This is a genomic window from Paraburkholderia solitsugae (genome assembly GCF_013177695.1).
GTDB lineage: Bacteria > Pseudomonadota > Gammaproteobacteria > Burkholderiales > Burkholderiaceae > Paraburkholderia > Paraburkholderia solitsugae.
This window is the reverse complement of sequence record NZ_WOEY01000057.1, coordinates 61,448-74,813: the sequence shown is the minus strand read 5'-3', so window position 1 is coordinate 74,813 and position 13,366 is coordinate 61,448. Positions and strand designations below refer to the sequence as shown.

Here is a 13,366-nt window from a genome sequence, read left to right as displayed (position 1 = left end):
GCCGCTACCGTCAGCGAAGTTTTCGTCGACGATGCGCTGATGCAGCGCGAGGATCTGCTCGCCGTAAATGGCCGCGCCGCGCAGGACCATCTTGAAGCCGTTGTAGTCAGGCGGATTGTGGCTGCCGGTCACGACGATGCACGAATCGACGCGGCGCTCACCGCCCTCGAGCTGCAACGGCACGCTGGCCGCGAAGTAGCCGACGGGCGTCGGCACCATGCCGACGTTGACCACGTCGACGCCGGCCGCACGCAGACCGTCCGACAGTGCCTGGATCAGCTCGGGACCCGAGAGGCGTCCGTCACGCGCGACCACCACGGCGTCGCCGCCTTGCGCCCGCACTTCGCTGCCGAAGGCGCGGCCGATCGAACGCGCTGCGTCGGCGTCGAGCGTCTTGCCGATTACGCCGCGAATGTCATACGCCTTGAAAATAGATTTGGAGATCATGTTGGCTCACTTGCGTGCAATGGAAAATTTTGACCGGCGCATCGCCGAGAGATCGGTAAAACAGTCTGCTAAACCAAGCGATGCGCCCTTGCCGGAAGCGATCCGGTTCCAACTTATAATTGCGCCTTTCGGACATACCCTAATAGATTCCCATTCTAATGCTTAGACGCCCACCTTTTGTAAAGTTGCCGCGACAGCCGGCCTGCGGATGGGCGATCGCGCACCTTGGCGCCGCGCAAACTGCGTCGCTCGCGCAGCCGGCGAAACCGCATTGGCGAGCGTCGACCGGATGCTGACGCTCAAACGCTTCGCCAACCCCGACGTCACGCGCGCCTTCACCAATATCGTCTGGCTCGGGCTGGAGCGACTCACGCAAATCGGCGTGGCGATCGTGATCAGCGGCATGCTGGCGCGCTACTTCGGGCCTGATACCTTCGGCAAATGGCAGTACGCGAACACGCTGCTGCTGGTGCTTTCGCCGATCACCTGGGTGTGCGGCGCGGAAATTCTGGTTCCCACCATCGTCAACCGGCCGCCGGCTCAATTGGGCACGGTGCTCGGCAGCGCCTTCACGCTGCGCTTTTCGGTCTCCGTCGCGGCGCTGCTGCTCACCTGGCTCGGCATCGCGTTGCACTTCTTCGACCCGCTGGTGGGCGCCATGCTCGCCGGTCTCGCGGTGACGATGCTGTTTCGCGAACCGTTCGTCGGCGTGATCAATGCGTGGCTGCAAAGCATGACGTACAGCAAGCCGCAGTTGCTCACCAGCATGAGCACCGCGGTGCTGAAGGCCGCTTTCGTCTATCTGCTGGTGCGCGCGGCGGCGACGCCCGCGCGCTTTGGCTGGCTGTGGGCCGCCGAATCAGCGTTGATCGGCGCGGTACTGCTGATCTATTACATCCGCCGGCATGGCGGCAAGCTCGGCTGGCACCTCGACCGTTCGCTCTTCAAGCACTTCGCAACCGCGGGCACGGTGTTCTGGCTCGGCCTGATCTGTATGTATCTGTTCCTGAAACTGGACAGACTGATGCTCGAGCGGGCGATTTCCTTCGCCGACCTCGGGCGCTATTCCGCCGCGCAACAGTTGAACGAAAACTGGATCACGCTCGCGCTGATGCTCGCGCAGACGATCGCGCCCGCCTTTGTTTATCGCGTGCAGGACGCCGCGCAATTGCGCCGCAACGTGTGGCGGCTCACCGCCATGACCGCCGCGCTGATGGTGAGCGGCGCGATCGTGCTGGATCTGCTGGCGGGGTTCATCATCCGCCGCGTGTTCGGCCCGGATTTCGAAGGCGCCATCGAGATTTTCCGCTGGGCCGTGTGGCTTTCCGTGCCGGCCGGCATCGAAGCGATCGGCAATCTGATCGTGCTGAAATATCAGGCCAAATTCGTGTTGCTCTCGAAGTGGCTGCTGGCGCTGGCCGTGGCGTTCGCCGTCAATCTGCTGGCGATTCCGCGGCTTGGCGCTTACGGTGCGCTGGTGGGTCTCGCGGCCGGGTATCTCGCCGCCGCGTCAGTTAATCTTTATTACATTCGTTTCAAATTGCGCCCATGACGAACTCATCCGCCGCCGCGCATAGGTCCCTCGACGACGTCGCTGTCCTGATGCCCGCGTACAACGGCCAGGCCGACGTCGATCTCACGCTGGCCTCATTCAGCGAAAGCGCGCTGGTCCACGTTCTGATCGTCGACGACGGCAGCACGCCGCCGATCGTCGCACCGGCGATCCCGAACATGGAGATCGACGTGCTGCGTATGCAGGAGAACGGCGGCATCGAGCGCGCACTGCAAACCGGCATCGATGCGCTTGCACAGCGCGGTTTTCGTTACGCAGCACGCATTGACGCGGGCGATCGCAGCGTGCCGCAGCGGCTCGCCAAACAACGCGTGTTCATGGAATTGCATCCGCAAGTGGCCGGCCTCGGCATGTGGACGCAGGTCGTCACGCGTGAAGGCAAACCGCTTTTCATGCTGACGCCGCCGGCCGAACCGAATGAGATCCAGCGTCTGCGCTTCTTCCGTTCATGCCTGGCGCATCCTTCGATGATGCTGCGCATCGACGCGGTCCGCGCGGTCGGTAACTATCGCGCGGCCTATCCTTCCGCCGAAGACCTCGATCTGTTCGTGCGGCTGATGGAGCGCTATGACTGCGCAAATCTGCCGGAACTCGGACTCTATTACGAGCTGAACGAAGGCGGCATTAGCTCGACCAAACGGCGCCGGCAGGTGAACTCAACGCTGCGGTTGCAATTGCGCTACTTCAACGCCGCCAATCTGTACGACTGGTTAGGTCTCGCCAAGAATTTGCTGCATCTCGTGACACCTTACCGCGCATTGCAACGGATCAAACGCACGTTGCTCGCGCCGCGTGCGAGCCATTGATTCCGTGGCCCCGTCATTCACTCCGTCATTCACCGTCGAGCCCGTTCCCGCATGAAGCCTGCCTTGAAATCGACGCCCGCGCTACGCATTACACTCGTCTGTAACACCGCCTGGGCAATCTATACGTATCGGCAAGGGCTGATCCGCATGCTGGTCGGACGTGGCGTCGATGTAACGGTGCTCGCGCCGCGCGACCGTACGTTCGAACTGCTCACCGCGATGGGGTGCCGCTGCATCGAATTGCCGGTCGCGTCCAAAGGCACCAATCCGCGCGACGACCTGCGCACACTTTTGTCGTTGTATCGTTTGTATAGAAGCATTCGCCCGCACGTCGTGTTCCACTACACAATCAAGCCGAATATCTACGGCTCGATTGCCGCGAAACTGGCGGGTGTGCAATCGGTGGCGGTAACGACCGGGCTCGGCTACGTGTTCATCCAGCAGAGCCGCGCTGCGCAAGTGGCCAAAAAACTGTACCGTTTCGCGTTCCGTTTCCCGCGCGAAATCTGGTTTTTGAATCGCGACGACCAGGCCGCGTTTGTCGAGCAGAATTTGTTGGTGCATCCTGAACGTGCGCGACTCTTGCACGGCGAAGGCGTCGATCTCGAACAGTTCGCCTTCACGCCGCTGCCGGAGCGCACGGAATACAAGTTCGTGCTGATCGGGCGGATCTTGTGGGACAAGGGCGTCGGCGAATATGTCGAAGCCGCGCGGCGTGTGCGTGAACGTTACCCGCAGGCGCGGTTCCAATTGCTCGGCCCGGTCGGCGTCGACAACCCTAGCGCGATCACACGCGAAGAGGTGGCCGCGTGGGAACAGGAAGGCATCATCGAGTATCTTGGCGAGGCGCACGACGTGCGGCCCTTCATCGCCGATGCGGACTGTGTCGTACTGCCGTCATATCGCGAAGGCGTGCCGCGCACGCTGATGGAAGCATCTGCGATGGGCCGGCCGATTGTGACGACCGATGTACCCGGCTGCCGCGAAGTGGTGGCGGATGGCGTCAACGGATTGCTGTGCGAAGTGCGCAATGCAGAGAGTCTCGCGGCAAAGCTGGCACACATGCTCGACATGAGCAGCCCCGAACGCCGCGCAATGGCTGAACGCGGCCGACAGAAAGTCGCGCAAGAGTTCGACGAACGCGTCGTCGTCGAAACGTATAAGGACCTGGTGCAAAAAATGACGGGCGTTTTACTTTAACGGAGCTACAGCATGACCACGAAGGGCACGATTCTGGTAACGGGCGGTGCAGGATTTATCGGCTCGCACACATGTGTGGAACTGCTGACCGGCGGCTATGACGTCGTGGTAATCGACAATCTCGTGAACAGCAACCGCGAATCGCTGCGGCGCGTCGAGAAAATCACCGGCAAGGCCGTGAGCTTCTATGAAGCCGACGCGCGTGATGAAGCGGCGCTCAATCGTATTTTCGACGCACACCCGATCACCGGCGCGATTCACTTTGCCGCGCTGAAGGCGGTGGGCGAATCGGTCGCCAAGCCGATCGAGTACTACAGCAATAACGTCGGCAGTTTGCTGACGCTGCTCGGCGTGATGCGCGATCGCAATGTGAAGCAGTTCGTGTTCAGTTCATCGGCGACGGTGTATGGCGTGCCGAAAAGCTCGCCGATCGATGAATCGTTTCCGCTGTCGGCCACCAATCCTTATGGGCAGTCGAAGCTGATTGCCGAGCAGGTTCTGCGTGATCTGGAAGTGGCGGATGCTTCATGGCGGATCGCGACGCTGCGCTATTTCAATCCGGTTGGCGCGCATGAGAGCGGTTTGATTGGGGAGGATCCGGCGGGGATTCCGAATAACCTGATGCCTTATGTGGCGCAGGTGGCGGTGGGTAAGCTGGAAAAGCTGCGGGTGTTTGGCGGCGATTATGAAACGCCGGATGGCACGGGGGTGCGGGACTATATCCACGTTGTTGATCTGGCACGCGGGCATCTGGCGGCGCTGGATGCGCTGGTTAAGCGGGATGCCAGTTTTGTGGTGAATCTTGGGACGGGCCAGGGGTATAGCGTTATCGATGTCGTGAAGGCCTTCGAGAAGGCGTCCGGGCGGCCTGTGCCTTATGAGATCGTGGCGCGGCGGCCGGGTGATGTGGCTTCGTGTTTTGCTGATCCGGCGGCGGCTTTGAACGTGATCGGCTGGCGCGCGGAGTTTGGGATCGAGCGGATGTGTGCGGATCACTGGCGGTGGCAGGCGGCGAATCCGCACGGTTTCGCCTGAATTGACTGCACCTCTCCGGACACAATAAATCTTAGACAGGGAGTGAGACCATGTACATTCATCCGGTGATTCTTTGCGGAGGAAGCGGTACACGACTGTGGCCAATGTCGCGGGGAGGATACCCGAAGCAGTATCTCAGGTTGACCGGCGAAAACTCGTTGGTTCAACAAACTGCATTGCGCCTGCGAGGTATCAAGAACGTTGCGGCTCCCATCGTCGTCACGAATAATGACCAGCGCTTTCTGGTCGCCGAACAGTTTCGGCAGGTAGATATTGCACCGGCATCGATCATCCTGGAGCCTGTCAGCCGTAACACCGCGCCTGCCATTGCAGTTGCCGCGCTGGCAGCGATGCGCGAATCCCCGGAAGCCCTCCTGCTCGTTCTGCCATCGGATCACGTGATTGCAGGCGAAACGGCATTCGTCGCGGCGGTCGAAGCCGCGGCTCAGATAGCCAAAGACGGCTATCTGGTCACCTTTGGTATTGCACCAACCGAGCCACACACTGGCTATGGCTACATCCGTGCAGGTGCGCAGCTTGACGCAGACACCCATGCGTTCGCAGTGGACGCATTCGTCGAAAAACCGGACGAGGCCACGGCGCAGCGTTTCCTTGGTGAAGGCGGCTACTTCTGGAACAGCGGCATGTTCATGCTGCAGGCTTCGACCTTCATGGAAGAACTGCGTCATTACGAGCCAGAAATCGCCGCGCAGGCAGAACTTGCACTCAATGGGGCGCAGCTCGACAACGACTTCACTCGTCTCGACGCCAAAGCCTTCGCCTCCTGCCCGAACGTTTCGATCGATCACGCTGTGATGGAGAAAACGAAACGCGCTGCGGTCATTGCCACAACGAACCTCGGTTGGAACGATATCGGCTCGTGGACTGCGCTTGCCGATATTGCAGAACACGATGTCCAGGGTAATTCGCTTCTCGGTGACGTCCTCACCGAAGCGATGACCAACTCATATGTGCGCGCGGAGCATCGCCTGGTGGCCGCCATCGGCCTCGATAACGTCGTTATCGTCGAGACCGCTGACGCCGTACTGGTCGCCCATCGGGACCAGGTGCAAGACGTCAGGAAAATTGTTGCCCGGTTAAATGCGACCGGGCGTCACGAGTCGGTCACGCATCGTCGTGTGGCACGCCCCTGGGGCTCGTACGAAGGCATCGACAGCGGCGACCGCTTCCAGGTCAAACGCATCGTCGTTCGCCCTGGCGCGCAGCTGAGCCTGCAGATGCATCATCACCGTGCCGAGCACTGGGTGGTCGTAAAGGGCACCGCACTCGTGACGAACGGTGGCAATGAAATCATTCTGACAGAGAACCAATCGACCTATATTCCACTTGGAATCACGCACCGCCTGAAAAACCCGGGCAAGATCCCGCTCGAGTTAATCGAAGTGCAATCCGGCGCCTATCTTGGCGAAGATGACATTGTGCGATTCGAAGATACCTATGGGCGGGCGGAAAAGACATAACGTCCATAAGAATCTGACAACACAACAAGGCGTTGTCACATCAAGGTGTTCGCGTCGCAGTAGTGCGATGGACGGAGCTTTCCTTAAAGGCCAGACGGATTCTGGGTAAGCTCGGTGAAACGATGCTAGAAGCAAAGCGTTTGCCGAGTTGTTTGCGCTGGATGCTCAATTGAAACCGGAAATGCCAGCGAACGGCGCAACTGATGATGGCGCACGAGAATCGATGGCAATAGTACAGTGACGGCGCATTGACTCAGGGTGTTGGTTACCGGCCAGCGTCGTCATCTGATCTGCTAACCGTCGCACGGCCCGCAGGAGCGACTGATGACGAGGCGACTCAGCATGACGACGCGACGGATCGCTGATTGAGGCAGGCGCAAAGTGGCAATGGGTGGGCAACCGGCTGGAAAACGCCTGATTCTGGACGCGTCTTTAGAACCGACGGGTTGTCATCGTCAGGACATGATGCGTTGCTTTTTCCCGACACTGGCTCGCGCGCTCTTGCCAGCCGGCGTATCTGTATGATCCAATCAGCTCCAGCGCAGTACCCGTTTTACCCCGCCGATCAGGCATGATTCACCGGTTCCCGCCTGTTGTTCAGGGCCTGAATCGTAATTGGATTTGCGCGATGGACGCTTTTGTCCATCCTTGAGAAATGGACGAATGGTCGTGGTTTATCTGCCGACCACGGATCATTAACGTAAAAGCTGTGTTGTTACGGCTGAATGACCAGAAAGATTTCAACAGTCTGCTGGCGTGTTTGCGCGCGCGGCCCCTGTCTGCAATATTTTTCCTAGCCAAAATGGACGTGAAAGACACCGCCATGTGGCTCTTCAATCGTCCAGATGTGAACCTTGGGTAGCAGGCAAGCCGCATGCACATGCGGCGAGTACGTATTGTTATGGCTGGAGCCATCCTGCCTGACAGCGTATCCATAGGACTCACCAGACCGCCTGCGCCAGCCGCAAGGCTGCACTGCTTGCTGCGGTCGATAAACTTTTCATTTTAAACTGTTGTATCACGTTGAGTGCAGCCCATAGCTGCGGTCAGGATAGTCATAAGTCGCTGCATGTCACCGCTTTCGCGGTACCGCAACTGACCGTCCGGCCGCCCAGCCAGGCATGATTCACCGGTTCCCGCCTGTTGTTCAGGGCCTGAATCGTAATTGGATTTGCGCAATGGACACTTTTGTCCATCCTTGCGAAATGGACGAGTGGTCGTGGTTTATCTGCCGATCACAGATCATTAACGTAAAAGCTGTGTTGTTACGGCTGAATGACCAGAAAGATTTCAACAGTCTGCTGGCGTGTTTGCGCGCGCGGCCTCTGTCTGCAATATTTTTCCTAGCCAAAATGGACGTGAACGACACAGCCATGTGGCTCTTCAATCGTCCAGATGTGAACCTTGGGTAGCAGGCAAACCGCATGCACATGCGGCGAGTACGTATTGTTATGGCTGGAGCCATCCTGCCTGACAGCGTATCCATAGGACTCACCAGACCGCCTGCGCCAGCCGCAAGGCTGCACTGTTTGCTGCGGTCGATAAACTTTTCATTTTGAACTGTTGTATCACGTTGAGTGCAGCCCATAGCTGCGGTCAGGATAGTCATAAGTTGCTGCATGTCACCGTTTTCGCGGTACCGCAACTGACCGTCCGACCGCCCTGCTTCGAGCCCCGCCTCGCACCCAGCGTCTACACGCCACTACTGGCATTTCTCCGAGCCCCCCGTACGCAACCACTCCTGACCCAGGACACGTTGTGTGCGCTCCGTGCAGATGTCCTGCACGCACCCGCGGCTCCCTTCGACTCCCAGCAAACATTGCACTGAGGATCTCAAACCGGGTTTCGCCGGTTCTCCCAACTTAACTCCAGATTCCCGCGCACATCAGCTACCCATCAACAGCAATCGCAACCCCGGACGGCAGTCCGCTTTCCCGCAGCTCGGGGAGCGCCACCTCTGCCATTGGCATCCCAGGCCCCAATGCAAATACCTGCGAAGTCCGCACGCAGAGCTGCACCTATTTCCCGCTGGATAAGTGTGCCTACCCAGCTTTGCCCCGGAGTGACTGATGACCACTTGCATGCTGCCTCACCCGCTTCACCCGCTTCACCCGCTTCACCCGCTTGACTCGCGTCATCCGCTACAGCCGTTACACCAACGTCCCAGCCACACTGCGCTGCGCCGTGCACTGCAAGGAATGCTGACTGACGACAGCTGTGCGTTTCCCCGCACAGATACGCATGGGCGCGCCCGTGCAATCTCAAAAGGAGCAGAAAAATGAGCTGGCTTTCAAACTATATGCACGAAATCGGGTGCGGCAAGCGCCGAGCCCAGGGCGCCTTTGCGAGTCACAGGAACACGATGTGCGAATTCACTGCATTCGCCCGCTTCATGCGAACCCTCGGTATCAAGCCCAGGCGCGTCAAAGACACACCCGAGTTCGCAATCCTCCTCTATATCCAGCACTGCGTCGCGAGGGGCATTGCGCCCGGAACAGTGCGCAATACGACCACGGAGATCCGGTGCGCCCTCAGGCGCGCCGGCCGGAATATTGACTATCTGACAAACGCGGCGATGGGCATCTCGTCGCGCGACCGTAATGGCCAGAAAAGGGCGTTACTGCCGCCTGAAGTCGATGAGTTCGTCGCTCGCGCCGCGCGATTGAACATGGGGTTCGCATTGCTGCTCTTGCTGCAGCGCCTGCTGGGCCTCCGCCGACTCGAAGGGCTGCGCAGCGCACCGGATCTTCAACTCTGGCTTGACTGCATCACCGCCGGCGATCACACCGTGCCAGTTACCCGCGGCGTAAAGGGCGGCAGGCCCCGAGCGGTCACCATCCTCATGCAACGGCGCGAAGAAACAATCCGGGTACTACGCTCAGCGGTTCAGTACTGCCACGTCAATGATGGCCAACTGATCACGGGCCGCCGCGACTCGCTAGAGAGTGCCTTGAACAGACTGAAGGCCATGTACACCACGATTGGCATGAAGGGCGAGACTTCCTCCCACGCAATGCGCTACACGTTTGCACAGGAAAAGGCGCTGGAATACCTCCAAAGCGGCATGGAAGAACACGCAGTACTCGTTCATGTGAGCGCTGACCTTGGGCACGGACCATCCCGTCAATCCTTCACGGCTCGCGTGTACTTGCGTGGAATTTTTTCGCATTTCTCAAGAATCATGCAGGGAAGCCGGTTTATGGGTTGCGCGCGCTACCTGATCGAAGTCTTTAACGATCTACGGGACCCGAATTCCTCCCGGAAGACGCGCAGAAAATCCGGCTGGATAAGAAAATGAAATTAGTGAGTGATGGTACACGTATGCGATGCGATATCAATTTCATTCCACATTATCTGGAATCCTATTCAACCTCGGTCAGACAAAATCTACTGGGAGCACGGCAGTCCATTTTCAGGAAAACGACGCACCCAGTACTACCGTGCATTACCTTTCCCCTGACCTTGCCAACCACGTTCACGCTATCCACCTCCAACCCCAGGAGCCTATTCCTATGCATTACCCTGACTTGAAGCAGCAGATCGACCGCATTGCCAACTCCTACTCGCACGACGGCCAGTTCGCCCGGCTGATGAATCCTGCGTGGGAGATCTTTGAGGCGTTTATCGCAGGCCAGCACGCCGCTGACCTGAAAAGCCTCGACGAAATCCCGACGTCGCTGTTCGCGCCGTTCGTCGCCCACTGTGAGGCTTTGCAGATGCCGCAATCACAACTCTTCATGGTGCTCGCCGCAGTGCGGATGCTGCTGGTTCTCGCAGGCCGCGATCACCGCGATCTCACTGGTCTGGTCGCCCCACGCAAGCGCAAACGTGTGAGAAACGCCGACAGCGGTGCCTATCAGTTTGAATATTTCCCCAAAGACGCTGGCGCGAGCCCGGAAAACGTTGCGGCGGACACCGGGAGCACGAGGAACAGCGCGAACGATGAGCCTCACTGGCGATGAAAAGCGATGACTACGACTCCCCAGGCATCAGGACCCGCCATGAAAAGTGACTCCGGCAATTCCAGCGCCCGGGGGCCGCCAGGCGCGATGGCTATCGACAGCGCGGCATGAAAACGACGTCGCGGCGAGAACATTGACCATCGCGGCGCTCCCAGCCAGAAGAGGCGGGAGCCGGCGTTAGGTCTGTTGCCAACAATCCAACTTCCACACTGCCACAGATGAAACCACAATACATTCTTCTCACCGCACCGAGCACTACCGATAACCTTGAAACGACCTGCTCGCTGGCGCAGGCACATTTCCCCGGGCAGGTAGTCACCGTCAGCAATCAGCGTGGCAGCAATGCAAATGCTGAACCCGACACACACCGCTTCACACCTGCTCGCTTCGAGGAAAGCTACAGGAAGCTTAGCTGCACATCCGGCCGCGCTATCCTCTGCATTGCCCCCTCCGGCTTCGATGCACTGTGCGAATTTGCACGCGAAACGCCCGGAACGCTCGGCGACCTTCACAGCGTCATCATCACACTCACCCCTCGGGAGGAGTCCCAGCGTGGCGCGATCACTCAGATCGCGAAGCTGACCGAGGCGGGCATGATGCCTGGGCAACTGCGCATTCTGCGCACCGGTGTCCCGGCCATGAAGTTGGTGAAGTCGGGTCAGGAAAGCACGCGGTGGTTCGAAACCCTCGACACCTACCTCGTCCAGAACCCACAATTCATCAACTGCAATCCGAATGCAGTCATTCAGGAATCCACTGTACTTACGGCACTGGAGCGGGCCCACATTGCGTGTGGCGATGCCATGCGCGAGTCTGTCAACTATGAGACGTTACTGGCTGAGGCTCACAGCCGGGGCGCGGACGAGGGTGAGCTAGCCGGACTGGTTGATCGGATGGTTCTCCAGCGGCGATTCCAGGCACTGAAGCCCGCGCTCACGCAGGCGCTCGGCATGGTGCTGCCGCAGGCCATCCCGTCTGTGGCCTCCCACGAGCAAGCTGGCGAAGAACGGGCTGCCAAACCAGCCGCCAGCGAAGTCGCGCCGGAGTCGACATCGGCGGGTCACATCGCCGACGAACCACTGGGTTTCAAGCCGGTGTAGTTCCGCTCACTTACCGGCGCGAAACATGTGAAGTAAGCGCGTATGCCCTCGCGGATGAAGCAAATCCGGATCGCACGATTTTTCCACGTTCTGGATTATGGGTGACGCCATTCCAGCCATACCTGCTGATCCACGCGATTGCCCGCGAAACGTTGTTCGTCCACCGTGATCGTCTTTGAGAGCTCGCGGTGGACGCCGACGATCATGATGGCAATGCGAGCAGCCATGCTGCTTTGCATGAACGCCCCTTTATGCGCAAGTTTTCAAGTACTTTGACTTAAACAAGATAGGCTGCAGTTTTATATGCGGCCTTATTGCAGCCTGATACGCTGCGGGCCCCGATGAAATCCGCTGACTCGCTTCCTCAGTTGACGCACGAGCTCGAGGCTCTTTGCAGCATGCAGGTTTAGCAAGTCACGGTCCGACCTGTCTTGTCATCGCACTTGTTGCCAGCGCAACCTTTTGACGCTCCTATAAACGTTGGTGCTCGACGCCAGCCAAGCTATCACGCAGCTCTCACGCTCACGTGGTTGTTCTGATACGGCCTGTTGTACGCCAGAATGGCCCAGATCGTGCGGGCCTTCTTGTTCGCCAGCGCAACGGTTATTACGTTGAACCGCCGTCGCTTCTTTATCTGCTCGAGCCATGGTCCGGTGTCTTTCGAGTGGAAGAGCACGCTGCGTGCACCGTGGATCAGCAGAGTGCGCAAATAAGTTTCCCCTCGGTTACTTATACCGAGCAACTCGACCTTTCCTCCCGTGCCCGTTTGCGCGGTTACCAGACCAAGCCAGGCAGCGAACTCCCGTCCAGACTTGAACGATTTCGGGTCGTCCATCGCTGCAACCGCAGCAGTTGCAGTGAGCAGCCCGACGCCAGGTACCGCAGCAATGGCGTTGCACATGCGGTCCTCTTTCATCGATGCCTGCAACCGTCGCTCAATATCGACGATTTGCCGGTCCAGGTTTCGAGGTCATTCCACATCTCACTCAGCGACTCAATCAGAATCGCCGGCAGACGCTCAGCCAGCCTCGCGAGCACTCCAGGAATTGCCTTGTCCAGCGCCTCGCGGCTTCTGCCCATGACTTCGCCGTATTCACTCAGCAGCCCCTCAGGCTGTTCATCTGCATCGTTCGGAATTTGACCTTCTGGTGACGCATTCGGTGCAGCGCGAGCGCGGCCTGCTGGGCTTCGGTTTTTACCACGACTGCTTTCCTGGGCATCTGCGTAGCCATCCAGATCGCACGTGCGTCCGCCGGATCATTTTTGTTGTCAAGCACGAAGGCCTTGACGAACTTCGCCGGCATAAGCTTTACGTGGTGACCCGTTTCGATTAACCGTCGTGCCCAATGCTGGGCTCCACCGGAAGCTTCCATGCCCACTATACAAGAGCTCCGATTCGCAAAAAGCTCGAGAAACAGCGCACGCTTGAGTTGCTTGCTAACGATTTCACCGGTGTCAGCATCCACCCAGTGAAGCTGGAAAGCGCTCTTCGCGATATCAACCCCGACCGTCGTGCAGTTCATTCCCGATTCTCCAATTAGCCAATGAATGCCTCAATGATCTTCCGATTTCGACATTCATGCCGTCGATTTCCACAGATCTGCTGCCTCACAGGGACACCATGCTTGGTAGGCGGGGGCGTTGATTCCATTTGACGCTATCCATCGGCGCGCTATCCATCAGGGCTCATCTCATCGACGTCCGTTACGCCGGTCCAGATCCCGGGACGCGCGGGAACGGCGCCATGGATGGACGATCGTGA

At 58.9% G+C, this 13,366-nt stretch carries 10 protein-coding genes and 2 pseudogenes; 8 read left to right on the top strand and 4 right to left on the bottom strand.

The window, feature by feature from the left end:
• Positions 1 to 447: pseudogene (locus tag GNZ12_RS13990) on the bottom strand (phosphomannomutase/phosphoglucomutase); the annotation flags it as partial.
• Between the two features lie 289 nt (positions 448 to 736).
• On the opposite strand from GNZ12_RS13990, the gene GNZ12_RS13985 reads away from it, so the two are divergent.
• From GNZ12_RS13985 to GNZ12_RS13965, 5 genes are read left to right on the top strand one after another with little or no spacing between them, the layout of a single operon-like run.
• Positions 737 to 1,999 (top strand): oligosaccharide flippase family protein, encoded by a 1,263-nt coding sequence (locus tag GNZ12_RS13985; protein ID WP_172310881.1) that lies wholly within the window; start codon positions 737 to 739, stop codon positions 1,997 to 1,999.
• Complete coding sequence (locus tag GNZ12_RS13980) at positions 1,996 to 2,826, top strand: glycosyltransferase (RefSeq protein ID WP_172310876.1); 831 nt, start codon at positions 1,996 to 1,998, stop codon at positions 2,824 to 2,826. The genes GNZ12_RS13985 and GNZ12_RS13980 overlap by 4 nt, the downstream gene beginning before the upstream one ends.
• Positions 2,827 to 2,877: 51 nt before the next feature.
• The gene (locus GNZ12_RS13975; RefSeq protein ID WP_172310875.1) at positions 2,878 to 4,026 is read left to right on the top strand and encodes a glycosyltransferase family 4 protein; all 1,149 of its coding nucleotides are present in this window, start codon (positions 2,878 to 2,880) and stop codon (positions 4,024 to 4,026) included.
• Between the two features lie 12 nt (positions 4,027 to 4,038).
• On the top strand, positions 4,039 to 5,061 hold the full coding sequence (galE, locus tag GNZ12_RS13970; protein ID WP_172310874.1) for a UDP-glucose 4-epimerase GalE: 1,023 nt from the start codon (positions 4,039 to 4,041) through the stop codon (positions 5,059 to 5,061).
• Between the two features lie 50 nt (positions 5,062 to 5,111).
• Positions 5,112 to 6,542 (top strand): mannose-1-phosphate guanylyltransferase/mannose-6-phosphate isomerase, encoded by a 1,431-nt coding sequence (locus GNZ12_RS13965; protein ID WP_172310873.1) that lies wholly within the window; start codon positions 5,112 to 5,114, stop codon positions 6,540 to 6,542.
• A gap of 1,147 nt (positions 6,543 to 7,689) precedes the next feature.
• Here the strand turns inward: GNZ12_RS13965 and GNZ12_RS13960 are convergent.
• Positions 7,690 to 8,151: a hypothetical protein gene (locus GNZ12_RS13960; protein ID WP_172310872.1), complete on the bottom strand. Its 462-nt coding sequence runs from the start codon at positions 8,149 to 8,151 to the stop codon at positions 7,690 to 7,692.
• A gap of 669 nt (positions 8,152 to 8,820) precedes the next feature.
• Here GNZ12_RS13960 and GNZ12_RS13955 point away from each other — a divergent pair.
• The 3 genes from GNZ12_RS13955 (at position 8,821) to GNZ12_RS13945 (ending at position 11,604) form a co-directional block, all read left to right on the top strand.
• Positions 8,821 to 9,840, top strand: a complete 1,020-nt coding sequence (locus GNZ12_RS13955; RefSeq protein ID WP_172310871.1) for an integrase domain-containing protein — start codon at positions 8,821 to 8,823, stop codon at positions 9,838 to 9,840.
• Positions 9,841 to 10,069: 229 nt separating this feature from the next.
• Positions 10,070 to 10,504, top strand: coding sequence for a hypothetical protein (locus GNZ12_RS13950; RefSeq protein ID WP_172310870.1), 435 nt, complete (start codon positions 10,070 to 10,072; stop codon positions 10,502 to 10,504).
• 218 nt (positions 10,505 to 10,722) lie between these two features.
• A complete protein-coding gene (locus GNZ12_RS13945) occupies positions 10,723 to 11,604 on the top strand; it encodes a hypothetical protein (RefSeq protein ID WP_172310869.1) in 882 nt (293 codons plus the stop codon).
• 95 nt (positions 11,605 to 11,699) lie between these two features.
• Here the strand turns inward: GNZ12_RS13945 and GNZ12_RS45020 are convergent, their stop codons facing one another.
• Positions 11,700 to 11,831, bottom strand: a complete 132-nt coding sequence (locus GNZ12_RS45020) for a hypothetical protein (RefSeq protein ID WP_268959030.1) — start codon at positions 11,829 to 11,831, stop codon at positions 11,700 to 11,702.
• A gap of 278 nt (positions 11,832 to 12,109) precedes the next feature.
• A pseudogene (locus tag GNZ12_RS13940) lies at positions 12,110 to 13,127 on the bottom strand (IS110 family RNA-guided transposase).
• Between the last annotated feature and the right edge of the window lie 239 nt (positions 13,128 to 13,366).